Here is a 25,677-nt window from a genome sequence, read left to right on the forward strand (position 1 = left end):
ATAGCATATTACCGGATTCCTTACCACCCCATAGCTGCTACAACTAGGATAGATAATCCACATAAATAACATTTAACAGTGAGGAAGGAAAATGCACCATAGGAATTGTTTGGAAGTTCGCAATTTGCGAGTGGAATTTTCCGGGGATGGTGCCCAGGTACAAGCTATCGATGGCATTAGTTTTGATGTACCCCAAGGTCAAACCCTGGGAATAGTTGGTGAGTCCGGTAGTGGTAAATCAGTCACAGCTCTGGCAATTATGGGTTTATTGCCATACCCCGGTCGGGTAACTGGAGGACAAATTTTATTCCGCAATCAAAAAAATGCCCAACCGCTGGATTTATTAGCTCTACCGTCACGGGAAATCCAGCTTTACCGTGGTGGGGATATGGCAATGATTTTTCAAGAACCAATGACTTCCCTCAACCCGGTTTATAACATTGGTTTTCAATTAACAGAAGCAATTGAGCGCCATCAAAATGTCACCCTAGCTGAAGCTAAAAGAATTGCGATCGCCCGATTACAGGAAGTAAAGCTATTACCCAAGGATGAAAACATTAAACAGCAGTATTTAGAAAACTGGCATCAAACCCATCCCAAAACCCCACTACCCAATGATTATCAATTAGCACAGTTGGTGAAAGAGTATAAGATGGCAATGCTAGAACGCTACCCCCATGAGTTGTCAGGAGGTCAGTTGCAAAGAGTCATGATTGCCATGGGGATTTGTTGTAATCCATCTTTGTTAATTGCTGATGAACCAACAACCGCTTTGGATGTAACAGTGCAAGCGACAATTATGGAACTGATGAGAGAACTCCAAAAAAGTCGTAACATGGCTATGATTTTCATCAGTCATGATTTAGGACTAGTTGCTGAAATTGCCGATCAAGTAGCAGTGATGTATAAAGGTAAAATTGTCGAATGTGGTTTGGCATCACAAATTTTCACCCATCCCCAGCACCCATATACTAAAGGTTTAGTAGCTTGTCGTCCCACTCTTAACCAGCGACCACAAAAATTGCTGACGGTTTCTGACTACATGATAGTACAAAGATATCCCAATGGAGAGCTGATTATTAAGTCAAAAGAACCGAATATCCCTCGACAAATTACCCCAGCAGAAATTGAAACGCGAATAGATGATTTAACCAGAAAATCCCCACTTTTACAAATTCATAACCTCAAGGTGGGCTTTCCTGTTCGCGGTTTGTTGGGAGGTAACAAACGATATCATATAGCTGTGAATGGTGTTTCCTTTGATGTCTATCCAGGAGAAACTTTAGGTTTAGTGGGAGAATCGGGTTGCGGTAAAACTACTTTGGGTAGAACCCTGATCAGATTAATTCAACCCATGGCGGGAAAAATTATATTTGAAGGACAAAACATCACTAATTTTTCAGGAACTCAATTACAGACCCTGAGAAAACAGATGCAAATAATTTTTCAAAACCCTTTTAGTTCCCTCGACCCAAGAATGAAAATTGGTGAAGCAATTATGGAACCCTTGTTAATTCATTCCGTAGGGAAAACCAAACAACAGCGCCAGGAGATTGTTGTCCAACTTTTAGAACGAGTGGGATTAAGTGCAAATGATATGAATCGCTATCCCCATCAATTTTCTGGTGGTCAACGTCAGCGTATTTGTATAGCCCGTTCCTTGGCACTAAATCCTAAATTTATTATTTGCGATGAGTCGGTTTCCGCTCTCGATGTCTCCGTTCAAGCTCAGGTCTTAAATCTCTTGAAGGAATTACAACAGGAATTTCAATTAACTTATATTTTCATTTCCCATGATTTAAGTGTGGTTAAATTTATGAGCGATCGCATTTTGGTCATGAATGAAGGTAAAATTGTGGAGGTTGGTACGTCTGAGAGTATTTATCATCAACCTAGGGAAGAATACACAAAAAAACTAATAGCCGCCATTCCCCAAGGAAATATTAACTACTAGCAATTGAATTAAACTACTAACTTCCAACTAACCATCACCAAAATGCTGTAGATAATCAACTTAAGTGGACGTTGTGGAGTAATTTGGCAAAGTTTTGAACCCAGTACCACCCCTGGGACTGAACCTATCCATATTGGTAATACTAAACTCCAATCCACCGTTCCCAAGGTCAAGTGACCCAAGGATGTAAATATTAATAGGATTGCTGCTTGGGTAATATCTGTACCTACTAACTTTTGTGCATCTAAGCTAAACAAAGTAACCAATACCAATGCGAACATAGAACCAGATGAAACACTAGTCATACCGACACAGAATCCTAAAAAGACCCCGATTAACAAGGTTAAAAAACGACCTTGATCGGTTTTAACATTTAATTTAGGGGGTTCGGGAAAATTGACCTGGGGGAACAGTGTGATTATTACCATTTGTGCTAATGCTGTTAGTGTCACTATCAAAATCATTATTCCTAATAACTTCAATAAGAGACTATCCATCTCATACCCATTAGTTCTAAGTTGATGTAAAAGACCTACACCTACCAGCGATCCAGAAACACTACCCATGGCTAACCATTTAACCACTTCCATGTCTAGGGTTTTTTGTTGCCAATGTTTAACCCCACCCACTACCTTCATTAGCGTAGCAGCTACAACATCTGAACTGATAGCAATAGAAGGTGGAACTTGAAAAACGAAAATCAACATAGGAGTAACCAGGGATGCGCCTCCTACTCCCGTTAAACCCACAATGGTGCCAATAAAAAAGCTGAAAACTGGTAGCAGTAAGTAGTCCATCCTTCCCCTCATCTACATCAAAATAATAGTATATGGTGCATTAGTATCCTAACATACATCTTTCAAGTCCCAGTAAATAACTAAAACTCGATTGGATTACCGTATTTAATCACGATTAAACCTCGGATGTCAAGAGGTGAGAGGGATTATTTTCTTGTTTTTCCAAGTCTGGGTTGTGTGGATATTTCAGTGATGATTTTCCCCAGAAATGAAAATATAAACTACTCTTTTGGGTGATTAAAGTAATCAAGCAAAAACTATCAAAATAGTTAATTCCCCCCCAATCCCACCTTATTGAGTGTCTTAACAATCATCAAGAAATTGTTAAAAATATTGAAAAAGACTTGCACAATCAAAAAAAATAATATAGGATACCCTACAATACAGTGTAATTCATATATCCTAATAACAAGTTTTATTGTGATCAGGAAAAACAGTCTTGGTTTGTTGAATTTATCCAATTACTTTCCAACATAAACATATTCACCACTAATCAACAAGTATTAATAAACCGTGGAGGGGAATTTGAGTATATTGGCATTTTCTGTATTAGTTTGGGTGGGATCCTTTAGTGCTGGTTTAGTAGGTTCTTTAACCGGGTTGGGAGGGGGTGTTGTCATAGTTCCGCTATTAACTTCCGTTTTTGGGGTTGATATTCGTTACGCTATTGGTGCTTCCTTGGTTTCAGTTATTGCTACATCCTTAGGTTCAGCATCGACATATATTAGAAAGGGATTTACTAATATTCGACTAGGAATGTTTTTAGAGGTTGCTAGTACTATTGGTGCGGTTGTTGGTGCATCCATAGCTACCATTGTTTCAGTTAAATTCCTCACTATCGTTTTAGCATTTGTGCTAATTTATTCAGCATATTTATCCCAAAGACCAAAAACGGAATGTGTTGAGGTTGTCAAATCAGATCCCCTAGCTGAATACCTCCAATTAAATGGTACTTACCCCATAAATGATGGTGTAATGTCTTATCAAGTAAACTCCCTACCTGCTGGTTTTAGCATTATGTTACTAGCAGGAATTCTTTCTGGTTTACTAGGTATTGGGTCTGGAGCATTTAAAGTTTTAGCGATGGATCAAGCAATGGGTTTACCCTTTAAAGTTTCCACTACCACTAGCAATTTTATGATTGGTGTAACAGCAGCAGCTTCTGCTGGCATATATCTAAGTAGAGGATATATTGAGCCAGGCTTGTCTATGCCCGTACTGTTGGGAGTTTTACCGGGTGCTTTTTTAGGGGCCAGAATTTTAATTGGTGCCAAAACTCAAACCCTCAGAATTATCTTCAGTATCATCTTAGTATTGATGGCACTAAAAATGGTCTATAACGGTTTAACAGGGGGAGTATAATAACATGTATAAATTAAATTCTGGTTTTAGATGGACTTCATCAGCGGAAATAGAAATCGAATTAATGGGACTGGTTCTGATTCCAGAAGAAACTGATTCTGATATTGAACAATTAGAGCAACAGCAGCTGGATCAAAATAACAGTATAAATAATACTAACTTTTCTAGTGAAATTACTAGTTTTTGCCATCCAAATAAGTCGCAATCTGAACAACAACTAGAAAATATCCTGAGTAATTTACTCGGACATGGTGTATTAATTGCTAGCACTGTTGTGTTTGCGGGCGGGATGTTATATTTAATCCGTCATGGTTTTGAACCTGCTGAGTATCACAGATTCAGAGGTACACCGTCGCAGTTTTGTTCACCCATGGGTGTGATAAATGCTATTTTTTCCGGTAGTGGAAGGGGGATAATTCAACTAGGACTTCTAATCTTGATTTCTGTCCCTATTTTGCGCGTGGTTATTTCCTTTTTGGTTTTTATGTTCCAGAGAAAATTTACTTACGTGGTGATGACCTTACTGGTACTTGCTACTATTAGTTATAGTTTGGTAAGTGCTTCTTTGTAATATGGAGAAATACCTGCACTTTTCACCAGACCAGTGGCAGTTTTTTTACCTGTAGCAGCAGTCTGATTTTGAAACAGTACAAAAGCAGCAACAGCTATTAAAAAATAACCAAAATACTTCTGTAATTTTCTTCCATCAATGAACCCAGACAGATAACCACCAAAAAAGCTACCTAAACTAGCAGCAAGAATAAAACTACCTATTAAATTCCAATCCAAATTCACACGTCCCAAATAACCCAAAAAACCTGCCATTGCATTAGCTACTAAAATTAACAAAGAAGTACCAATGGCTTCTTTCATGGGTGTTTTACCTAAAATTACTAAAGCAGGAACAATGGCAAAACCGCCTCCAACCCCTATCAACCCAGTTAATGTTCCCACTCCCAACCCCTCGGTTAACAACCATAACCAGCAATACTTGCAAACTGGGGGTTGGTAAATATGCTCGTAAACATCATCTTGACAAATATCTTCATCCTGTGGTGGATAACCCCGATCTAAATCGAAAGATCTATCCTTTCTTGCTTGTAAATCCTTTTGGTATTTTACGGATGATTTATCTGGATTTTGCCTACTTCTTCTGATCATAAGGAATGCTGCTATCAACATCACAATTGCAAAAAGCAGCATTTGTAAATTGTCAGTAATAAATGGTAAACCTGCAATTTTAGCACCTAAAAAAGCACCTAACATGGTAGCGGAGCCAAAAATAAACGCCTTACGAAAATTGATATTTCGATTTTTCCAGTGAGGAATTAATCCAATCAAGCTGACCGTACCAACAATGATTAAGGTCATGGCAATTGCTGACTTGGTTGGCACCCCCATCACATACACTAAAACCGGTAGGGCTAAAACTGAACCACCACCACCTATTAACCCTAAGCTAATACCTATTCCAGTCGCCAAAATATGTCCTAAGATCCACATCATAGTTTCTTATACCCCACTTGCAATCCACCAATTTTTAAAAACAGACCCCCTGTAGGGAGTCTTAGTATTTTCAACCTCTTTGGTTATAGGGCAATTTCTTCAATAGCATAGCCATGGCACAAGTATTAGTTAACCCAGCAAATACCAAACCACTCCCTACAAAACCACTTAAAATTAAAAACCAAGGAGAAACCAAAACTCCTAAAACTGTCCCAGTAACTACCAAAGTTCCTGCCACTATTTGCACCTGTCTCATTATACTTATAGGAGCATTTTTATTCCTATTAGTTACATACCCTGACTTTTTCCAAGCACTAATTCCTCCCTCCAATTGACTGAAATCCCTAAATCCAAATTCTATTAATCTATGAGCAGCTTGTTGGGATCTATTTCCTGAATGGCAATAAATAACTATCTTTTTGCCAGTTAATAAGGATATTTTTTCTGGCTCCAATTTTGATAGAGGTAAAAGTTGAGAACCGGGAATATGCTCACCCATAAATTCTTCCTGCTCTCTCACATCTATCAAATGTACTCTTTGGCTTTCTAACAATTCTTTCACCTGTGAAGCATCTAATGCTTGTAATTCTTCTTTACCTGAAATCTCCATTTGCCTACTCCTGTTGCCATATTTACCAATTTATCCGGTCCACACCCTTAAACCGCCTTACCGCAAAGTTGATTCGCAGGAACTGCTGCCATCATTTTCTGAGGATTTGGCAACTTCAATTCATTCATTAGTTTGACAAATGTCTCCCGATTATATCCCTTAAACCGAGGGTTATATTTTCTTTCTTCACCGATAGTAGAAACTGTAAAACCTCTATAATCATGTCCTGGATAAACTTCTATTTCGTCCGGAAGTGTAAACAATTTTTCGGTGACAATGTCAAATAGAGTTTCCGCACTTCCACTTTGAAAATCAGTTCTCCCGCAACCTCTAATTAATAATGAATCCCCAGTAAACAACTTCTCTTGATTGACTAAAAAAGCTAAATGACTGTCCGTATGTCCCGGTGTCCCAATCGCTAAAACATTAATCTCCCCCAGGGTTAATATTTCCCCATCTTCCATCTGTTTGTCCGCACAACTGACGAAAGAATTAGCAGGTACAATCCCCAAACACCCTGTTCGCTCCCGCAGTTTGCCTGTACCTGTGATATGATCAGCATGAATATGAGTTTCTAAGCAATACTGTAATGTTAAACCTAGTTCCTCAATTACCTGTAAGTCCCTTTCTACTTGCTCCACCACAGGATCCACTAGCACGGCCGCTTTTGTCTGCTCGTCAGCAATTAAGTATGTATATGTGCTAGATTCTCTGTCAAAAAGTTGTCTAAATAACATATTCACCCTCGACTTTTACCCTCTGCCTACTTGATAATATAATCATATTACTATACAGTAGAATAGTCAAGTACAAATTTCAGAAATTCTCTAAAATTTTCCGAATTTTTTATGTCAGATATGTATCCAGAAGCTCTAATCCATGTTGCAGAATATTTCAAAGTGTTGTCGGAGGTAAGTCGATTACAGGTTTTGTGCTGTTTGAAGACAGGAGGAAAAAATGTCACCCAGGTAATAGCAGAAACCGGTCTAGGTCAAGCGAATGTGTCTAAACACCTGAAGATTCTGACCCAAGCAGGTATTGTAAAAAGAAGACCTGAAGGGGTGATGGTGATTTATGAGATTGTGGATCCCATATTGTTTCAACTGTGCGATTTAGTGTGCGATCGCTTGCAGGTTAGATTAGAAGAGCAGACCAGGGAGTTACAGGATCTTAGATTGTAAGAAACTCCCAGATACTTCGAGTTTTACTAGCTGAATTGCTCCTCCGTATCCAAATTAAATAACATTTGTAAAGTTCGCATACAGTTACGTCGGGCTTCTATGTCCTGTTGTGATCGTAATTGTACCATAGGGTCATGTAATATTTTATTAACTATTCCCCTAGTCAGGGCTTCAATTACTTCCTGATGTTTTTCGCCAAATTCCGAACCCAATCGGGAAAGAGCCTTTTGTAATTCTTGTTCGCGGATGTGTTCGATTTTATTTCTCAAAGAACTGATAGTAGAGACAGTTTCCAAACTGCGCCACCAGATATCAAAAGACTCCACCTCTTCGTCCAAGATTTTTTCAGCTTCTTGGGCCATTTTGCGACGACTTTCGTAGTTTTGAGCTACCACTGCTTTTAAGTCATCCACATTAAAAACCTGGACATTATTTAAACAATTTACATCCGAGTCCACATTGCGAGGTACGGAGATATCAAACAACATGAGAGAATGGTTAGGGTCTAAAACCATTTCTAATTTAGAGCGGTTGATAATTGGTTCTGTGGAGGAAGTGCTAGTAAAGACTAAATCACTATGAGAAATAACAGACATCATTTCTGGGAGGAGATGAATGTGAATAGTCACCTCTGGAAACTGTTTAGCCAGTTCTGCTGCTCGTTCCCGGGAGCGATTAACAATACTAATATGGGATGCGCCCTTAGAAATCAAATGTTGTACCAGTAGACGAGACATTTTTCCCGCACCCACAATTAGTACCCGGTATAGTTCTAAATTTTCTACCTTAATTTGTGCCAACTCTACAGCTGCTGAACTAATAGAGACCGCTCCAGTGCCAATACTCGTTTCAGAACGAACTCTTTTACCAGCAGTTAAAGCTTGTTTAAATAAACGATTTAAAATTGTTTTTACACCATTGTATTGCTGTCCCAGTTTGTGAGTATTTTTCACCTGAGCCAGAATTTGTCCTTCTCCAAGAACTAGACTATCCAAACCAGCAGCAACTCGCAGGATATGAGTTACAGCATCGGTATGGATGAGAGTAAACAGATGTTGACGTAAAGAACCTACAGGTAGTTTGCTATGCTCAGCGAGAAACTGTGTCACTTCCCGAACTCCCTGGGGGATATCGCTGCTGACAACATAAATTTCTAACCGGTTACAGGTACTGAGGATAGCCACCTCATCAATGTGAGGATAGTTGAGCAAGTGAGCGATCGCACTTTCGGTTTGGGGTTCAGGAATACTTAATTTTTCTCTTACTTCAACTGGGGCTGTTTTGTGACTTAACCCCACTACTGCAATATTCATCTTTAATTTCTTATGACTGGAGTAACGCTCTTGCTGTTTTTCGTAGTTATCATGGCAAAGGGTAACAGGTACACTTGCCAATTACCCTTTACCAGTTAGTTAACAAAAATTAGTGCAGTTGTACAACTTTAGGTTGTTCAAACATGTGAATAGTATCTACAAAGCGAGCAGTCTTAGACTGAGTAGAGATGACCAAACTTTGAGTTCTTGCACCACCGTGGAAGAACCGCACACCTTGCATCAAATTACCACTAGTAATACCACAAGCTGCAAACAAGACAGTTTGACCAGATGCCAATTCATGAGCATCATAAACTTTATCTGGTTCATTAATACCCATAGAGGAAAGTCTTTCTAAATTAGACTCCTTACTTTCGCCAATCAAACCAGTTTTAACCACTGCGGGGTCGTAAATTAACTGACCTTGGAAGTGACCACCCAGGGCGCGCATAGCAGCAGCAGAAATTACACCTTCAGGAGCTGCACCAATACCCATGAGAGCGTGGATATTAGTACCAGCAAAACCGCAAGACAAAGCTGCACCCACATCACCATCAGAGATCAATTGAACTCTTGCACCAGCTTCACGGATCTCCTTAATTAAATCATTGTGGCGCTCGCGCTTCATAACAACGACCACCAGTTCCTCAATAGATCGGCCCAAGCATTCAGACAGAATCTTAAGGTTTTCAGTAGCTGACTTATTGATATCAACCTTACCCTTAGCTGCTGGGGGTGCGGCCAACTTCTTCATATAGAAGTCAGGAGCAGCAAAGAGACCACCTCGTTCAGAAATTGCTAAAACTGCCATGGAACCTGGTTGTCCATAAGCTACCAGATTAGTACCTTCGCAGGGGTCAACAGCAATATCAATTTCCATTAACTCATCAGGGCTACAGGAGATAGCATTGTCTGGATTAGCACAAATTCCCACTTCTTCACCGATGTAAAGCATAGGCGCGTCATCACGTTCCCCCTCACCAATTACAATGCGACCGCGCATATAGATTTTATTCATCCGTTCGCGCATAGCTTCTACTGCTACCTGGTCAGCAGTGTTCTTTTCACCCTTACCCATCCACTTTGCAGAGGCGATCGCAGCTTGTTCGACAACCTCAATAATTTCTAAACCAATTGTATTTTCCACAGGTCTACCCTCTTAATTGCTGATCTTTAGCGACTTTTGCTATGGCTATTTCAGTCTATAAGTCTACCAAAGTCCGGTACTTCAATGAGAAATACTTTGGATAATCAGTTTGTTAAGTTTTACAACCAGGAGAAGACACCGGTCTATTTTCCTATACACAAAGGTAGAATTTTGTCAAGTAAACAAGGATAAGAAGTGGAAGGCAAAAATATGGAATCCAACTACCTATCACTGGTCAAATATCATCAGGGATGGATGAGTGAAGCTCTCAAACTAGCAAAGATTGCGGGTGATGCGGGGGAAGTACCTGTGGGATGTGTAATTGTGAATCCCCAGGGTGATTTAATTGGTCAGGGGGAAAATCGCAAACAACGAGATCAAGATCCTACCGCCCATGCAGAAATTATTGCCATTCGTTCAGCAGCAAGAACCTTACAAAATTGGCATCTAGATCAATGTACACTTTATGTCACCCTGGAGCCATGTCCTATGTGCGCTGGTGCTATCATTCACGCAAGATTACAGACTTTAGTCTACGCAGTAGACGATCCTAAAACTGGTGCCATTCGTACTGTTATTAACATCCCTGGTAGTCCTGCATCCAATCACCGTTTACAAGTTATTGGAGGTATGCTGGAATCCGCTTCCCGTGAACAATTACAGTCTTGGTTCATATATCAAAGATCCCAAAAAACTCAAAAATCTGCTTACGGATCAAATGGTAATAAGTCATAGACACAAGGTAAAACTGTCCAGATAGAAAAACAAAAATTACCCAAGAAAATTTACGGTGGAAATAATCCAGTTTGCGTCACATCCGCTAACTACTAACCACCATGAAGGAATCTCACTCTGCTTCTACCAGTTTCGCGGGTCAGTCTCCAAATATTTGCTTAGATCCTCCCTTTTCCCACACTAGGTCTTGGATTTCTCCCTGGTTAACTCCCTTGGCCTATTGGTTAGGATATAATTTGGTTATACCCTGGTTTTTTGGTCGTATTGATGTTGCAGGTCAACAACATATTCCCACCAAAGGTGCAGTGATTTTAGCACCTACACACCGTTCTCGTTGGGATCCCCTGCTTTTAGCTTATGCTGCGGGGCGTTATATCACCGGACGGGATCTGAGATTTATGGTGATGAGTAGTGAATGTCGAGGGATACAGGGTTGGTTTATTCTCAGTATGGGTGGTTTTGCTGTCAATCTTCAACGTCCTGGGATCAGATCTCTACGTCATGCTATAGATTTAATTTTAGGGGGAGAAATGTTAGTTATTTATCCTGAGGGTGGAATTTTTCGAGATGGTAAGATTCATCCCTTAAAATCCGGTATAGCTCGTTTGTCTATAAATGCTCAATCTCTAGATCCTAATTTAGATATCAAGATTATACCTGTTGCTATTAATTACGATCGACCCTACCCTAATTGGGGAACAAAAGTCAAAATTCGTATTGGTGAACCAGTTAAAGTTATGGACTATATGCATGGTTGTTTAAAACAGAATGCTAAATATTTAACTAGGGATTTAAGAAGTAAATTAGAAAAAGTTGGTGATTCCCAACCAGATTTCTCTTTAGGAACTAATTGTTTAACCAACTCCTAATCCCCATAACCAATCAGTAATTCCCAACCATTAAGTTTACCCATATCCTGGGGAGAACAGTCAACAACATGTAACTGCCAATTTCCCTTAGCTGATGAATTCAGCAGCTGTTTGAGAACTGGTTGGGAACTAACTGTATAGGTTTTTTCTAAACGGGTTTGTCTTCCTAAAGTGCGACTTTGCAATAACAAAGACTGACCGTTAGGGGGAATCAAATAAATTTCTAGATCTCCCAAAAAATCATGGCTAATATTCACGGCAATTCTAATATCATTAATAATAATATTTTGAGGGACCACAATTGTAGTTCTCACTCCTTGTTTTTGCCCATCGGGAATAGTAACCTGATTTTTATTTTCACCCCTGATCAATTTATTGGCAACCAATCCATTCCCTCGTAATTTTTGGGCTGCTCTTACTGCTTTAGCTGCATTCACCTTACCATAACCAAACCACAAGCAATGACCATTGCTATTATAAGTACCTCCCTGCAAACCCAATTGGGGATCTGGTTGTGGATCAACAATTTTATCAGTGGTTTCTTGTAAAATACGGTTGACTTGTTGAGCGGTTAAATCCGGATTGGCTGATAACATTAATGCTGCTACTCCAGCAACCACAGGGGTAGCACTAGAAGTTCCACCAAAATTATTAGTGAAGTTTCCAGGATTGTAACCCGCTTTCCCTATTTGATCTGTTGTCAACATTCCCAGGCCATCTATAGTTGTTGAAATAGTCGGTTGGGTGTAAACAAAACCACTTTCTTGAAACCACATTCCCGGAGGAGCATTATTACTAGGAGCGCAAACAGAAATATTCTCTCCCCAATTGCTGTAGGCGGCTTTTTTATTTAAACTTGTAGATGCAGAAACGGCAATTACATCGGGATGAATAGCAAAACCACTTAACCACTTGGTTTTGCCTTTTAACAGATCCTTAGGCCAATTCTTCTCGTCTATTGTACCACTAATGGGACGGTTAGCATTACCTGCTGCAAAAAGAATTACACATCCTTTTCCATTCCGTCCCTGGGTTGCAGCACGGGTAATTGCTGCTTTTTGGCGTAAAGATAAGGGAAAATAAACCGCAGATGCTCCCCAGCTACAGGAGATAACACTGGCATTGTATTTTAATGCCCAGTTGAATATGTCCTCAATTGATTCATCATCCAAATATCCAGTTGTACGAATTGGCATGAGGGCACAACCGGGGGCCACACCAACAATACCCTGTCCATTTTCTTCAGCAACTGCTAGTCCAGCACAAGCAGTACCATGACTAGTTTCTTGCTCTCCTGGTAGGGGTAAAAAGTCTTTTTCTTTCAAATCTCTGGGAGCAACAATTTTACCCACTCCTTGTAAATCTGGGTGGTTCAAATCAAAGGAGTCATCCACAACTGCGACTACCACTGAACGTATCCCACGAGTTATATCCCAAGCTTGCTCTACACAAATGTGTGAACTGATCGCCAGTTGATTTCCACCATTGTGATTGAGATACCACTGTTGAGGATAGAGAGAATCGCTGGGTCTGTAATGGGTTTCTTGTTGAATAAAAACGTTTGGTTCTGCTGCTAAGACTTCTGGCAGGATTTGTAGTTGGTTGGCAATTTTTAGAGGATTATGTGGGGAATGTTTGCTGACTAAAAATATAAAGGTATTGGGTAAATCAGCTATGGGTTGGTCTTCAGTTAGATTAAGTGAAGATGTTATAACACTAGTTTTATCATTATCTAACCCAGCAGCAAATTGAATTGTTATCTGATCACCCAAATAGACATAGGTGCTAGGGTTATCCTGCAATTGATAAACATGACTGGCAAAAACTACTCTTTGATCGGATCTAGCCTGGAACATAGACGCTTCTATCTGATCCGGTGCAACAGTGAACAATTCCAACTTAGCTCTGGGGATGGTACGCTGCCATTTTCCCCAGGAGATCCTAGATAATTCCTCCTTGCTTAGGTCAGCATGGAAACGAATGGTGAAGCGTTCCGTGGATTTTATGAGAATCAACTCTTCTCCTCCACGTTGTAAAACTACTGGTTGGTTATTGTTGATCATGTTCTTGATCATTAAATATTTTTGATAAAGATACTGGAAACTATGCTTAACTTAGTATGGTGGCCACCCTAGTATATATGAAGTTGGAGGAATTTTCCCATCAACCCCAAACTATTTGACTTTATGAACCTCAAAACTATTTACTTATTCTCAATAATATTTTTTGGTCTGTCCTTACCCGTCCAATCTCAGGTAGTCCAGTCACCAAATAAACCAGTACAAACTAAACCTAATGATAAGCAACCCAGTCCAACCCCAAGCAAGAGCGAAAATACCAATATATTAAGTATCACAGGGGGCGATCGCCTGATGAAGGAGGGACAGGAAGCGGTGTCTGGCAAAAACTATACTCTAGCGGTCAAAAAACTCCAGGAAGCGCGTCAAATATATAATCAGCTATCTACTTTTTACCAAGATTTAAATGCCAGTTTTTCTGGAATTGATTTTAGCATCTCTGATTCCCACCGCAAAAAGGCCCTAGAAACAGCCCAAAAACGAGATGAAGCAACTTATCAGTTAGCATTGGTACATCGTTCATTAAACCAACCTGATTTGGCCATACCTCTTTTAATTCAAGTCATTAAAAGTCAAAACCCTACCTGGGAACTAGGCAAAAAGGCTTATCAACAACTGTGGGAACTAGGTTTTGTCGACACACCTTATCCTGGAAAGACAGACAATCCAGGAAAGTAGCAGATTCTGGAATAACTGATAATAATTTAAAGAAGGATGTTTTTTCAGGAATAACAATGATAACTCCCCAACAGGTTGAACAAATGATTAAAGGAGAACTACCGGATGCACAAGTGCAAGTGCAAGACCTAACCGGTGGTGGAGACCACTATCAAGTAACAGTGGTTTCATCCCAGTTTGCGGGTAAAGGACTTGTACAACAACATCGGATAGTTTATGATGCTTTAAAACAAGCTATGTCAACCGAGGCGATTCACGCTTTGGCTTTGAAAACATCTGCTCCCTAGACTATTGACAATTAACACAACAAGGAATTAAAACCATGACAGTAGAAAACCCAACAGAAATTACAGCAACAATTGATAAATTAGTCAAAGAAAACAAAATAATGGTTTTCATGAAAGGAACTAAATTAATGCCTCAATGTGGTTTCTCTAATAATGTTGTACAAATTCTCAACACTTTAGGAGTCCCCTTTGAGACCTTTGATGTTCTTTCTGACTATAACGTTCGTCAAGGTATTAAGGAATATTCCAACTGGCCCACAATTCCCCAGGTTTACATTAATGGGGAATTTGTTGGTGGGTCTGATATTTTGATTGAACTATATCAAAAAGGTGAATTACAGCAAAAAGTTGAAGTAGCATTAGCTTCTTAAATATCCTCTTTAATCCCCCTTTTTAATCTAAGGGGGAACCCGTTGGCAAAGTTTTTATTGAGCCACCAAAAACAAATTACCAACATTGTAGATATCAATAACAGACCAGCTACAGCTCTAAAGGTAATTTGTGTGCCAAAAACTAGAGCTTCAACTGGTGCATTCGTCACATCTATACTAAAACTAAGATCAGCACTGGTAATAGTCGTAAAAGAGAATATGGCTCCCACCAGGGGAACTCCTACCGTTTGTCCTAAAATCCTGGATAAGGATAAAAAACCAGAAGCAATACCCAAGCTATGTGATTGAATCATCACAGGTAAAGCCAAATTGACGATATAAACATCTAGGGCAAAAATGAACACCCCAATTCCAATACCTAGAACTGTTAACCACCTGTGGGGATTTTGAACTTCTTCTTGCTGGGTGTAAATCGCTTTCATATTTTTGAGTGGGGTGTTTTTAAAAACCAAATTTTTTGTTTATTTGTTTAGGGTATGTCCAGGAGTTTTTCAGATCCTTGAATTTGACAACGGTCAATAATACTTGGTAAATCCTCCTGAATATCTATGGGTGTACCTCTTTTGGCCATTTCTTTCACTGCTTGTAAGATTTTGCTGACTAAATCTTTATTTTGTGCCAAATCTTGTCTACCAATGTGAATTAAAGCCTGTTCTACAGCAGTAGATCCAGATTGCATTCCCAATGCTATACCACTTTTCATTCCTAAAGTTTGGGGATCTAAACTCTGATACAAACTCTCATCTTTTACCACTGCTTTTACGTGAACACCCGCATAATGGGTGAAGGCATTTTTACCAGTTATTGGTCGATTGGGAGGAATTACAATGTGGGCATATTTACTAACAAAATCATATAAATCTCGCAGAAAATGGAGTTGCCATTTTTTTGCTTCTCCCATGTCAACTAAGTTAACCAATAATTCTGCCAAGTCCACAATTCCCGCTCTTTCTCCCAATCCCATAACTGCTGTATCAATCATATCTACCCCCGCTCTATAAGCATCTAAAGCATTGGTTAGCGCTAGGCCCTTGTCATTATGACAATGTACTTCTATTTGCGGGTATAAACCTTGATTGGCTAGTTCTTCTTTCAAGGTTTTTACCTGCACATAAATACTACGACTAGGATCAAAAGGTGTCGTATAACCTGTTGTATCAGCTATACTAACGATGTCCGCCCCCGCTTTAATCGCTGCAGTAGCTGCTTGAACAACATTTTCCATAGATGATCTAACTGTATCCTCCGGTGTGTATCTAATTAATAAATCGGGTTTTTGGGTTTTTGCATATTCAATTACTTCTACAATCTTCTCTATTGCTGCTGATAAACAAATGTTATAGTCTTGTTTCAATCGCTTTTGCGAAACACTGAAAAACACCCCCAAAAAGTCAACTCCGCAATCAATAGCTTTTTTGACAGCATCTATTTTGCACAGCGAATGAGCACCAATTTTAGCTTTAAGACCCTCCTTAACTATTTGTTGAATAGCCCAAGCAATTTCATTATCTACTGATGGATTACCCACCTCAATCACATCTACACCTATTTCATCTAATAACCGGGCAATTACTAACTTTTTTTCCGGAGAAAAATAAACCCCTGGTGTCTGCTCACCTTCTCTTAGCGTAGAATCCAGAATTTTAATCATATTATGTTTCTTTAATTCAGAAGAAAATGTTTGACTTTTTTAGCTATCTGCTCAGGAGAATTGTAGGTTGTATCTATCACTAAATTTCTTTCAGGAGCTAATTTTTTCAATGTGGCTTTTGTGCTAACAGGATCATAACTTTTTCGTTCTTCAATCATAATCTTTAAGCGATCGCGCAGAGCAGATGGTGAATATAGTCCCTGTTCTACCTGAGCCAAAATTGCTGCTGTCTCTTCCGATGAAAATAACTCTGATACTTCTGGTATTTCTAGATCTGCAAAGTTGTTATTTTTTCTCACTTCATGATCATGAATAATTTTCATAGGTTTAGCAACGTGATCAAATGAATCATTTCGCATCAGAAGTCTTTGTAATCGCACATATTCAGAAGCTTCCAGTAACACAAATTTAGCCTTGGGGAGAATTTCTACGGCGTACTTTATTTCATCTTTTCCTCGCAGTCCATCAAATATTATAGGAAAGCGTACTTGTAAAGGATGGATTTGTAATTGGCTCAAAACATGAACCATTCCTCCTGGAAATAGTTGTTTATAACGATGGGTATAATAGAAACGTGCTAGACGACAGGAAGGTTTAGCTTCTTCTACTTCATCCATTTTCATGATTGTCGGAATAATAAACTGATCAGTTAAAGCACGACGATTAGGGAGTAAAGTAAATGCTAGTCCTAAATCCCATAAACTGGCATTGACTGTACTTTTGCCCACACCAGTTAATCCTACCCAAATCAATAAGGGATGCTCAACTAATGGTCGCCAACCCTGAGAAGTCGAAAACCCAATTCCAATCCCAGGAACTAGTTCTACTAGTTCCACAGAACCTGTTTGAACCGGTTGTTCTTGATCTAACTGGTGCATGTTTATTCTGCTTTTTGTAATATGGGATGTTCAGATTTTTCGCAAGTTTTGGCAAAAAATATTCCTACCAAAACTATTACAAATGCTACTAAGTTTAAAGCACTCAAAGCCTCTGCAAAAATCAACTTAGCAAAAATTGCTGTGCAGGTTGGCTCAAGCAGCAAAAAAATAGCAATGAAACTAGAGGAAAACTGCTTGAGTTGGTGAACTAAAACACATTGTCCAAAACACTGGCAAATAATAGCAAGGGCTAAAATAATTAGCCAACTATCTAAAGAACAAGGGAAAAATTTATCCTCTGTCAACCAAACAAAGGGAATAAGAATCAAAGCACCAATGGCACATCGCCAACAAAGCAGCCTTACAGCTGAAAATTTAGAACGTAAATGCTCTAAAATCAACAAATTGAGAGCATAAAAAATTGCTGCAAGCAGACCTAAACCATCACCAATTAAATGCTCTATTCCAATTTTAAAATCTCCAATTCCAATTAAAGAGGCTCCAATTAATGCTAGAAACATACCCAATATAAACTGAGTCTGGAATCTTTGCCGAAAAAACAACCATCCCTGTAAACAGGTAAAAATAGGAGATAAATTTCGCATTAATGTGGAATTTGCAACACTGGTTTGAGTTAACGACAATGCCCAAAAAATAACAGAAGCTGTTCCTATTATTCCCACTAGTACTAGTAATAGGACTTCACTTTTTTCCGGTACTCGCTGATCATGCTGTTGCTCGGGAGATTGAATAATTGATATACTTATCCAATGCCAAACCCTTAAAACAATTGCTGCAATCCAAAGACGATTAAAAACAGTTGCTACTGGACCAATTTCTCGTTCACTCAATTTAATAAAAATAGCCGCACAGGAAAGTGCAATCAAAGCAATAAATAAGGATAAAAAACTTCCTTTAGAAGGGGGAATATATTCTTCAGTAATACTTGCTAACACCCGTTTTCTCCTTGACAGGCGATCGCCTATTTAGTTAAGGTACCTGACACTAAAATTCCCCTTAGCTCAGTCGTGCTAAAGGGGATTAAAACAGTAGTTGAGTTATCAGTAGGAATAAAAACAGCTAGTAATAACCATGATAACGCTCAGGTTCTGGTTGCACCACCGCAAAGTTAGACCCATCATGTAAGTAGCGAATGGCCTCCTCCTCTAAGCGATGAATTAGATAGGGTTCAATAGCATTACTTTGTCGCAGAGCTGCTAGATATCCATCCAAGTACATCCGCATATCATCTTGATGGTAACCGCGATTCCATAATTCGACGAAGGCGTCCGTAAGTCTTTGGTAGTAGCGGATGGTTTGTGTGTCTTGAAGCATAACCGCTGATTTAATTTAGTGAGAATGGGAATTGTATATGATTTACAATCAAAATTGACACTCCACCATCTAAAGAGAGGCGGATTCTTTAAGACTTGCTTGAAAGGGATATTCAAGGGTCCCCCGCAGTGTTAAATAAACCCTCCAGCAGTTAACGACTTGATCATATCCTAAATTATAGTCAAGATTAAACATTTTTTCCCAGTTCCCAAAAGCAAAACTAAGATTAAAATTTCCCGCATTGCACCTAACAAATATCAGGGTGGGGATTGGTTGCAAAAGTTAAAATAAGATAAAATTAAAATTAGAATAAAATAAGATTTTGCCAAATTTCCAGGAGATTTAAATTTTTTGTGAGGTTTTGGGTGAGTAAATATAAAGATTAGGTCAACTCAAGTAACAAAAACTACAAAACATTCCGCCTGAGATTGTTAATTTGAAAATCATCGACGCTAAGGGGTCTTACAACTGTGGGATCGGTTTGTATTGAAATTATTGAGGGGAATCCTCATCTGAGATCTTTGCTGGGTTGGCACTTGCAACAGCTAGAATACAAAGTACATCAAGCCGCTAGTATCTATCAAGCAAGGGAAGTTTTTTTAACCCATCAGCCAACCTTGGTTATTCTGGATGCTGATTTGTCCGACAGTGACGGTGTGGAATTTTGCCGCTGGTTACATGGTCAGGATCAACCTTTAATCCTGATGTTATCTGCTCGTAATAATGAGACGGATATTGTAGCAGGGTTAAAAGCGGGAGCGGATGACTATTTAAGTAAACCCTTTGGTATGCAAGAATTTCTTGCACGAGTAGAATCTTTGATTCGCCGCAAACGTACGCCTACTGCACCAGCTCACTTAGATTATGGTAGTTTACAAATTGATTTAGTTCAACGTCGGGTGCGTCTGCAAGGGGAATTTGTAGATTTAACACCTCAGGAGTTTAGTCTACTTTATGTTTTAGCCCAAGCTGGTGGGTCACCTTTGAGTAGATCTGAGTTGCTACGTCGTGCTTGGCCAGATGCTATTGATAATCCCCGAACTATTGATACTCATGTTTTATCATTGCGGAAAAAGGTAGAACTGGACCCGCGCCAACCTAGTTTGATCCAAACTATTCGCAATGTGGGTTATAGATTTAACATGGAAATTTTAAAGGCAACTGTTCCACCTGTTTTACCAGCTCAAACTAGGTTAACAAGGGAAAGATTTACTGATAATCGTGCTACTTTAGCTACTCAGAGGGGGTGAGGTGTGCTTTACCATTCCTCTTCTGCTGGTGTCATGAGATTGGTCTTTATAGCGTTCCATTCCACTTGTGAGCTGGCTAGGTTGGTGACAATTTGACCTTGCTCAAGATGCAATAAACGATTACTAAACTCTTGGAAAATGTCAATTTGATAGGTGACCATCAAAACTGCGGTTTTTACATCTGGGCAAAGGTCAGAAATCCCTTCTGTGATTCTTTCTAGCAACCAGGAAGTCTCAACTGGGTCTAGAGCGGAAATGGGTTGGTCTAACAACAGAATTTTGGGCCGGGTGACAAGAGCGCGCACCAGGGCTACTAATTGCTGCTGACCCAGGGAAAGCTGTAATTCTGTCATTCCCATCCAAGTTTGGGGAATTTTTAGTCGCTCTCTCCAATATCCAATTCTTTCTTCAATTTCTCCCTGAGATATATTTCTTAATAATAAAGGATATGCTAGGGATTCCCTAACTGTCATCCCCAACAGTTTAGGTTCTTGTGCTACAAGAACTACCTGTTGACGCAGTTCTACCATGGGAATTCCAGGGTATTCTTGGTTATTTAAGTAAATTTTACCACTACTAGGATCCTCTAGTCGGTTCAGTAGTCTGAGCAGGGATGTTTTTCCAGATCCTGATTTACCTACGACTATTGTGCGATCGCCTGGAAAGATTTCCCAGGAGATATTTTGCAAGATTGGATACCCCATCATGTTTTTGGGCGATGGGGCTTTCAATTTTGCCCATAAACTAACTTGCTCCAGTTTGAGCAGGGGTGATAATTTTTCGGGAGCATCTTCCAGCATTAAATCAAACGGTTAAATCATAGAATTAGCTATGTTAATAGTCCAAGCATCTACCAATAATAGGATAATAGTACAAATCAATAAGATTAAATACATCCATGGCTGGGATAGAGGACGGACATCGGTGGTGTCTATACCTGTTTTTAACTGAACAAGTTTCACTAGGCGGTTAAATCCAGCAACGCGCATGGGCAACAAATAAGCTTTGCCTTCATCCGTGAGGAAATAATAAACCAAACCTCCCTGTCCTGTGGTGCGACATTTGAGACTTTTAATTTCAGACCAGGGTAAGGACCAGTCTTGACGTAACAGTTTAGGAACCCAAACAGGATAGGTGACTTGAATTTCTTGTTCGTTGACAATCACTCTTTGGGTAAGCACAGCATATAATGCCACTAATCCAATTATTATCCCTAACCATAATACTAGTGGTGTGACAGGTGCTTGTGTAACTTCCGCTAAAAATGGTAAAGGTAGTGTTAAGGCTATATAGAGTGTGAGGAGAGTAATTCTAATCAACGGAGAAAGGAAAAACGTGGTGCTTTCAGTCATAGATTTTCTGGGCCAGAATCCAGATGTGGGATTGAGGGCGGTATCATATCATATCATAAATCTAAAAAAAGCACTGGCCAAACCGGAAGGAATCTTCCAACTTTCGATAGAAATAATGCAGAAAATTCCAGTTGGTAGTCCCAGTTACAGCAATTGGGGATCATTGAGTGCTAAAGTTAAATATGTAATGTAAAATTGCGGCGTAATAAGCTCCTCAGCAGTTATGGCTCAAATATTAGATTCTCTACCACCAGAGCAATCGGGGAAAATCCTCTGCTGCTACATCAATGCTACGAGTAAAATCCAGGTAGCTCGTATCTCTAACGTTCCTAATTGGTATTTTGAAAGAGTTATCTTTCCCGGACAGCGACTTGTATTTGAAGCTCCTAAATATGCTCAAATGGAGATTCACACGGGAATGATGGCTAGTGCAATTCTCTCCGATACTATACCCTGCGATCGCCTAAGATTGACGGAAACAGATGAAGATGAGAATGATGGAAACCCGACACTAGCAGTAGATGTTGATAACAATCGTGATATTTCTAGCGAAGTTCATAAACAATTCGCATTGTTAGAAGCAAAAACGTTTGCGAGTTATTCAACTTCCTACAGTAAGGATTAAAGATTATTCCGCAACTAGTCCAATTGGCTCAATCATCACTGAGCATATCAATTAAACAGTTGTGCTTTTTTAACCCCCGATTAATATGTTGTGATTAGAAAAAAATATCCTTGTTAACCACAAAGGTGCTAATTTCAGCACCTTTTTTATGGAAATACACACTAAATGTTAGGATAATCGAGGCTGAAACTGTAAAAAAACCATAAACTACTAAATTTTACTCAACAAGACTTAATATGCACCTACCTTCTTTTTTATGGCTATGGAGAATAGCTGCCTGGTCCATGGGTCTAGCCATTTTCGTTTATACTATTCTAGCTATTACAGCTTACTGGTTATGGCAAGTCAGAACTAATGGTAGATCTCCCTTAGGCGTAGTTGTGCCAAAAGTCAATAATTTGGTAAAAACCCTTCATTATCTTCTTGGTATTACCCTAATATTTTTAGTATTATTACTGTTATTAATTGGTATAGTTGGTACATTAGGGCATTTTGGATCCCTAGGGCATTCTTCCCATTTATTTGCTGGATTAACCGTAGTCATACTGGTTCTGATTTCTGCTCTTAGTGCTACTCAAATTAGTCAGGGCAAATTTTGGGCCAGACCCTTACACATCACCCTCAATGCAATTTTGTTTTTCGGTTTTGCTTGGGTCTGTCTCACAGGTTGGAATGTGGTTCAAAAGTATTTATAATAGTAGGTGAATTGAGTTTTTAACCTCAAAAATCCCCGATAACTTGGCAAGATGGCAGTTAAAACAACCATGATGGCAAACCGAATACTCTATGTTCGTCTTCCCTGTAACCCCATCTTTCCTATTGGGGTAGTTTACCTTTGTGATCATGTTCACAAACAATTCCCTGACATTGAACAACGAATTTTTGACCTGGGAACAGTTCCACCCCTGGACTATGGTGCTGCGCTGGATAGATGTATAGACGAATTTCAACCCACACTATTAGTTTTTTCTTGGCGAGATATTCAAATATATGCTCCCGTGGGTGGTAGAGGTGGTAACCCTTTACAAAACGCTTTTGAATTTTACTATGCTAAAAATCCCTTAATCAAACTACGGGGAGCTTTGGGTGGGTTGCGCATCTTCATTGCCTATTATTTAGAACTTTGGCGAAACCTGGGTTTAATCCAGGGTGGGATGAAACGCGCCAAAAAATACCAGGCTCAAGCACGTGCAGTGGTTGGTGGTGGAGCAGTGAGTGTATTTTATGAACAGTTGGGGAAAAGTTTACCCAAGGGAACAATTGTTTCTGTGGGGGAAGGAGAAACCTTACTGACTAAATATCTCAAAGGAGAAGAATTCCGCGATGAACGCTGTTATGTGGTAGGGCAAAATACTCCCCGTCAACGGTTAATTCACGAACAACCAACCCCCTTAGAAAAAACCGCTTGTAACTACGACTATATCGAAACCGTTTGGACGGAATTCAACTATTATTTACAGGACAAAGATTTTTATATTGGAGTACAAACCAAGCGTGGTTGCCCCCATAACTGTTGCTACTGCGTATACACTGTAGTAGAAGGTAAACAAGTTCGTATTAACCCTGGTGATGAAGTGGTAGCTGAAATCAGACAGTTATATGAACGTGGGGTTCGTAACTTCTGGTTTACTGATGCCCAATTTATCCCTGCTCGTAAGTATATTGATGATGCCATAGAACTATTAGGGAAAATAGTTGATTCTGGTATGACGGATATCCATTGGGCCGCCTATATTAGAGCAGACAACTTAACACCTGAACTGTGTCAGTTGATGGCTAAAACTGGCATGAATTACTTTGAAATTGGTATTACTAGCGGTTCTCAGGAACTTGTACGCAAAATGCGTATGGGTTATAACTTGCGCACGGTTTTACAAAACTGCCGAGATCTAAAATCAGCGGGTTTTAATGATTTAGTTTCCGTCAACTACTCTTTCAATGTTATTGATGAAAGTTTTGAAACCATTCGTCAAACTATTGCCTATCATCGAGAGCTAGAAAGAATATTTGGCAGTGATAAGGTGGAACCGGCAATTTTCTTTATTGGATTGCAACCCCATACCCATCTAGAAGAATATGCGTTTAAAACTGGTGTCCTCAAACCAGGTTATAATCCTATGAGTTTAATGCCATGGACAGCTAAAAAACTTCTGTGGAACCCAGAACCACTAGGTTCCTTTTTTGGAGAAGTATGTTTACAGGCCTGGCGTCGTAATCCTAACGATTTCGGAAGAGAGGTAATGAACATCTTAGAAGAACGGTTAGGTTGTGCTGACTTGGAATCAGCATTGACAGCTCCCATGGAAAGGACTCAGCCACAACGTTTGGCTAGTGTATCTTAAAATCATTATCCCACCCCCCTCCTCTCATGTTAAAAGGTTCTATTCTCCAACAACTAGAAACCGTTTGCCGCCATAGTAACCGACCTATTCGGTATGGAGTGTATTATAAAAATACCTTGGTCTCTCTCTGTCACGCATTGGAAGACCATATCCTAGACAAGAGAGAGCGACCCATAGTAGTTACTTGTTTTCAACGCGGTAAATGGTATTTACAAGAAGCCAATAGATACAGGGAGATAGCAGCATGTAGTCAAGATGTTGTAATTATGGCTACTGATGATGCGGGTTTTGCAGCACATTCCACCAGTCAACTGCCAAACGTCAATTTGGTTGAGTTGAACACCACAGATCCCTTATCCCAAGAATGGCATTTAATTATTTTGGCCCCTAGCTACGCATCAATGGTTATTTGTCAAGAATTATCGGATGCGGATTATGGCATGCAGGGTTTGCCAAGTTCTGACCTGGAAAGGAAGTTTTATGGAATGTGGACCTTTGAGCCAGATTTAGTCCTCAAAACTACAGAACTCGCGATCGCCCATATAGAAAATTACAATCAGGAATTGGCACGCAAGCTCAATAGCCATAAAGAGATAATTGAGACGCAAATGGCTTCTTCTGAGGAGGTTGGGATAATTGTATCTCGTGTCATTGAGTACCTACAGAATAGTGAAAACACTGTTACATCTACCAAGGGGAAAAACTCCCTCAGTCGTAACTTAGTTTCTAATGAATTACAAGCTTTGTTACGAATGGCTCAATTGATAGAGATGAGAGATATTGAGAATCCCATGGCTGCGGTTCAGGTAGCAGGAATGGCAGAAGTTATGGCACAATTACTTGACCTTCCCCCATGGCAAATTAAAAGATTACGTCTAGCTGCTTTACTCCATCGTATATATAACCTGAAACAAAATAAAACCAATGGGGAAGTGCAGGTATTAGACATCATGCCAGAATTGCAGGACATAGCCCAAATAATTATCCATCAGAATGAGTGGTGGAATGGTAGTGGTGTTCCGGAGGGGTTGTCGGGGGAGGAAATACCTTTAGAGTCGAGAATTCTAGCTTTAGTAATGGAATTTCAACGGGAGATTAACCAACAGCACAAAAATCCACAAGGTATGGAGGATATATTTGCCCTCGCTTTGTCCAAGTGCAAACAGCAAGAGCACACTCGCTTTGACCCTGAACTAATAAATACCCTTAATTTATTAGTCCTAGGTTTACAACAGGGACTGGATCTACCTTGTATGACACCCAAATTTAGTAATAGTATGTGGTTAATTGATTCCCGACAGTCATGATTCAACCAATCTCAAATCTAAGAGCCAA

At 39.6% G+C, this 25,677-nt stretch carries 28 protein-coding genes; 14 read left to right on the forward strand and 14 right to left on the reverse strand.

The window, feature by feature from the left end; all coding sequences use genetic code 11:
* Positions 1-91: 91 nt before the first annotated feature.
* Positions 92-1,954 carry an ABC transporter ATP-binding protein gene (locus IAR63_RS15275; RefSeq protein ID WP_187705863.1) on the forward strand — a complete coding sequence of 621 codons (1,863 nt, stop codon included), beginning with the start codon at positions 92-94 and terminating at the stop codon, positions 1,952-1,954.
* An 8-nt stretch (positions 1,955-1,962) separates the two neighbouring features.
* Here the strand turns inward: IAR63_RS15275 and IAR63_RS15280 are convergent, their stop codons facing one another.
* Positions 1,963-2,751 (reverse strand): sulfite exporter TauE/SafE family protein, encoded by a 789-nt coding sequence (locus tag IAR63_RS15280; protein ID WP_057179062.1) that lies wholly within the window; start codon positions 2,749-2,751, stop codon positions 1,963-1,965.
* 525 nt (positions 2,752-3,276) lie between these two features.
* Between IAR63_RS15280 and IAR63_RS15285 the strand changes: the two genes are divergently transcribed.
* Positions 3,277-4,113, forward strand: coding sequence for a sulfite exporter TauE/SafE family protein (locus IAR63_RS15285; RefSeq protein ID WP_057179069.1), 837 nt, complete (start codon positions 3,277-3,279; stop codon positions 4,111-4,113).
* A gap of 4 nt (positions 4,114-4,117) precedes the next feature.
* The gene (locus IAR63_RS15290) at positions 4,118-4,684 is read left to right on the forward strand and encodes a DUF1634 domain-containing protein (RefSeq protein WP_057179063.1); all 567 of its coding nucleotides are present in this window, start codon (positions 4,118-4,120) and stop codon (positions 4,682-4,684) included.
* Here IAR63_RS15290 and IAR63_RS15295 read toward each other — a convergent pair.
* The 3 genes from IAR63_RS15295 to IAR63_RS15305 all read right to left on the reverse strand — a co-directional run bounded on the left by IAR63_RS15295 (position 4,657) and on the right by IAR63_RS15305 (position 6,966).
* Positions 4,657-5,619 carry a sulfite exporter TauE/SafE family protein gene (locus IAR63_RS15295; protein ID WP_235678291.1) on the reverse strand — a complete coding sequence of 321 codons (963 nt, stop codon included), beginning with the start codon at positions 5,617-5,619 and terminating at the stop codon, positions 4,657-4,659. The genes IAR63_RS15290 and IAR63_RS15295 overlap by 28 nt on opposite strands.
* Positions 5,620-5,689: 70 nt before the next feature.
* On the reverse strand, positions 5,690-6,229 hold the full coding sequence (locus tag IAR63_RS15300; protein WP_187705864.1) for a rhodanese-like domain-containing protein: 540 nt from the start codon (positions 6,227-6,229) through the stop codon (positions 5,690-5,692).
* 47 nt (positions 6,230-6,276) lie between these two features.
* Entirely contained in the window at positions 6,277-6,966 is a 690-nt protein-coding gene (locus IAR63_RS15305) for an MBL fold metallo-hydrolase (RefSeq protein ID WP_187705865.1), read from the reverse strand.
* Between the two features lie 111 nt (positions 6,967-7,077).
* Between IAR63_RS15305 and IAR63_RS15310 the strand changes: the two genes are divergently transcribed.
* Positions 7,078-7,410, forward strand: coding sequence for an ArsR/SmtB family transcription factor (locus tag IAR63_RS15310; protein ID WP_115539296.1), 333 nt, complete (start codon positions 7,078-7,080; stop codon positions 7,408-7,410).
* Positions 7,411-7,436: 26 nt separating this feature from the next.
* On the opposite strand, the gene IAR63_RS15315 is transcribed toward IAR63_RS15310, so the two are convergent.
* Together IAR63_RS15315 and glpX are read right to left on the reverse strand one after the other, a co-directional pair.
* Positions 7,437-8,723 (reverse strand): glutamyl-tRNA reductase, encoded by a 1,287-nt coding sequence (locus tag IAR63_RS15315; protein WP_187705866.1) that lies wholly within the window; start codon positions 8,721-8,723, stop codon positions 7,437-7,439.
* A 109-nt stretch (positions 8,724-8,832) separates the two neighbouring features.
* Entirely contained in the window at positions 8,833-9,870 is a 1,038-nt protein-coding gene (glpX, locus tag IAR63_RS15320; RefSeq protein ID WP_187705867.1) for a class II fructose-bisphosphatase, read from the reverse strand.
* A gap of 255 nt (positions 9,871-10,125) precedes the next feature.
* On the opposite strand from glpX, the gene tadA reads away from it, so the two are divergent.
* Together tadA and IAR63_RS15330 are read left to right on the forward strand one after the other, a co-directional pair.
* Complete coding sequence (tadA, locus tag IAR63_RS15325) at positions 10,126-10,605, forward strand: tRNA adenosine(34) deaminase TadA (protein WP_187707493.1); 480 nt, start codon at positions 10,126-10,128, stop codon at positions 10,603-10,605.
* A gap of 101 nt (positions 10,606-10,706) precedes the next feature.
* A complete protein-coding gene (locus IAR63_RS15330) occupies positions 10,707-11,474 on the forward strand; it encodes a lysophospholipid acyltransferase family protein (RefSeq protein ID WP_187705868.1) in 768 nt (255 codons plus the stop codon).
* Here the strand turns inward: IAR63_RS15330 and IAR63_RS15335 are convergent.
* Positions 11,471-13,537 (reverse strand): S8 family serine peptidase, encoded by a 2,067-nt coding sequence (locus tag IAR63_RS15335; RefSeq protein ID WP_235678292.1) that lies wholly within the window; start codon positions 13,535-13,537, stop codon positions 11,471-11,473. The genes IAR63_RS15330 and IAR63_RS15335 overlap by 4 nt on opposite strands.
* 123 nt (positions 13,538-13,660) lie before the next feature.
* Here IAR63_RS15335 and IAR63_RS15340 point away from each other — a divergent pair, with 123 nt between their 5' ends.
* Genes IAR63_RS15340 through grxD form a run of 3 tightly spaced genes read left to right on the forward strand, consistent with a single transcriptional unit; the run spans position 13,661 to position 14,888 of the window.
* Positions 13,661-14,230 carry a tetratricopeptide repeat protein gene (locus IAR63_RS15340; protein ID WP_187705870.1) on the forward strand — a complete coding sequence of 190 codons (570 nt, stop codon included), beginning with the start codon at positions 13,661-13,663 and terminating at the stop codon, positions 14,228-14,230.
* Between the two features lie 56 nt (positions 14,231-14,286).
* Positions 14,287-14,517, forward strand: coding sequence for a BolA family protein (locus IAR63_RS15345; protein ID WP_006276026.1), 231 nt, complete (start codon positions 14,287-14,289; stop codon positions 14,515-14,517).
* 35 nt (positions 14,518-14,552) lie between these two features.
* On the forward strand, positions 14,553-14,888 hold the full coding sequence (gene grxD, locus IAR63_RS15350) for a Grx4 family monothiol glutaredoxin (protein WP_006276027.1): 336 nt from the start codon (positions 14,553-14,555) through the stop codon (positions 14,886-14,888).
* On the opposite strand, the gene IAR63_RS18515 is transcribed toward grxD, so the two are convergent.
* The 5 genes from IAR63_RS18515 to IAR63_RS15375 all read right to left on the reverse strand — a co-directional run bounded on the left by IAR63_RS18515 (position 14,885) and on the right by IAR63_RS15375 (position 18,773).
* A complete protein-coding gene (locus IAR63_RS18515) occupies positions 14,885-15,331 on the reverse strand; it encodes an MFS transporter (protein WP_235678293.1) in 447 nt (148 codons plus the stop codon). The genes grxD and IAR63_RS18515 overlap by 4 nt on opposite strands.
* Positions 15,332-15,378: 47 nt before the next feature.
* The gene (locus IAR63_RS15360) at positions 15,379-16,560 is read right to left on the reverse strand and encodes a homocitrate synthase/isopropylmalate synthase family protein (protein ID WP_187705871.1); all 1,182 of its coding nucleotides are present in this window, start codon (positions 16,558-16,560) and stop codon (positions 15,379-15,381) included.
* 11 nt (positions 16,561-16,571) lie between these two features.
* Positions 16,572-17,438 (reverse strand): hypothetical protein, encoded by an 867-nt coding sequence (locus IAR63_RS15365; RefSeq protein ID WP_187705872.1) that lies wholly within the window; start codon positions 17,436-17,438, stop codon positions 16,572-16,574.
* A 2-nt stretch (positions 17,439-17,440) separates the two neighbouring features.
* The gene (locus IAR63_RS15370) at positions 17,441-18,394 is read right to left on the reverse strand and encodes a DMT family transporter (protein WP_187705873.1); all 954 of its coding nucleotides are present in this window, start codon (positions 18,392-18,394) and stop codon (positions 17,441-17,443) included.
* Positions 18,395-18,518: 124 nt separating this feature from the next.
* Positions 18,519-18,773, reverse strand: a complete 255-nt coding sequence (locus IAR63_RS15375; protein WP_057177957.1) for a DUF6761 family protein — start codon at positions 18,771-18,773, stop codon at positions 18,519-18,521.
* Between the two features lie 470 nt (positions 18,774-19,243).
* On the opposite strand from IAR63_RS15375, the gene IAR63_RS15380 reads away from it, so the two are divergent.
* Positions 19,244-20,023: a response regulator transcription factor gene (locus IAR63_RS15380; protein WP_187705874.1), complete on the forward strand. Its 780-nt coding sequence runs from the start codon at positions 19,244-19,246 to the stop codon at positions 20,021-20,023.
* Positions 20,024-20,031: 8 nt separating this feature from the next.
* Here the strand turns inward: IAR63_RS15380 and IAR63_RS15385 are convergent, their stop codons facing one another.
* The gene (locus IAR63_RS15385) at positions 20,032-20,823 is read right to left on the reverse strand and encodes an ATP-binding cassette domain-containing protein (protein ID WP_187705875.1); all 792 of its coding nucleotides are present in this window, start codon (positions 20,821-20,823) and stop codon (positions 20,032-20,034) included.
* Positions 20,824-20,835: 12 nt separating this feature from the next.
* On the reverse strand, positions 20,836-21,375 hold the full coding sequence (locus IAR63_RS15390) for a hypothetical protein (RefSeq protein ID WP_096544596.1): 540 nt from the start codon (positions 21,373-21,375) through the stop codon (positions 20,836-20,838).
* Positions 21,376-21,598: 223 nt separating this feature from the next.
* Between IAR63_RS15390 and IAR63_RS15395 the strand changes: the two genes are divergently transcribed.
* The 4 genes from IAR63_RS15395 (at position 21,599) to IAR63_RS15410 (ending at position 25,649) form a co-directional block, all read left to right on the forward strand.
* Positions 21,599-22,000, forward strand: coding sequence for a DUF1830 domain-containing protein (locus IAR63_RS15395; protein WP_096544600.1), 402 nt, complete (start codon positions 21,599-21,601; stop codon positions 21,998-22,000).
* 236 nt (positions 22,001-22,236) lie between these two features.
* A complete protein-coding gene (locus IAR63_RS15400; protein WP_096544602.1) occupies positions 22,237-22,695 on the forward strand; it encodes a DUF4079 domain-containing protein in 459 nt (152 codons plus the stop codon).
* 51 nt (positions 22,696-22,746) lie between these two features.
* On the forward strand, positions 22,747-24,342 hold the full coding sequence (locus IAR63_RS15405) for a photosystem II high light acclimation radical SAM protein (RefSeq protein WP_187705876.1): 1,596 nt from the start codon (positions 22,747-22,749) through the stop codon (positions 24,340-24,342).
* A 26-nt stretch (positions 24,343-24,368) separates the two neighbouring features.
* A complete protein-coding gene (locus IAR63_RS15410; protein ID WP_187705877.1) occupies positions 24,369-25,649 on the forward strand; it encodes a DICT sensory domain-containing protein in 1,281 nt (426 codons plus the stop codon).
* Positions 25,650-25,677 lie beyond the last annotated feature (28 nt).

Source organism: Cylindrospermopsis curvispora GIHE-G1, assembly GCF_014489415.1.
In the GTDB taxonomy this organism is placed as follows: domain Bacteria; phylum Cyanobacteriota; class Cyanobacteriia; order Cyanobacteriales; family Nostocaceae; genus Raphidiopsis; species Raphidiopsis curvispora_A.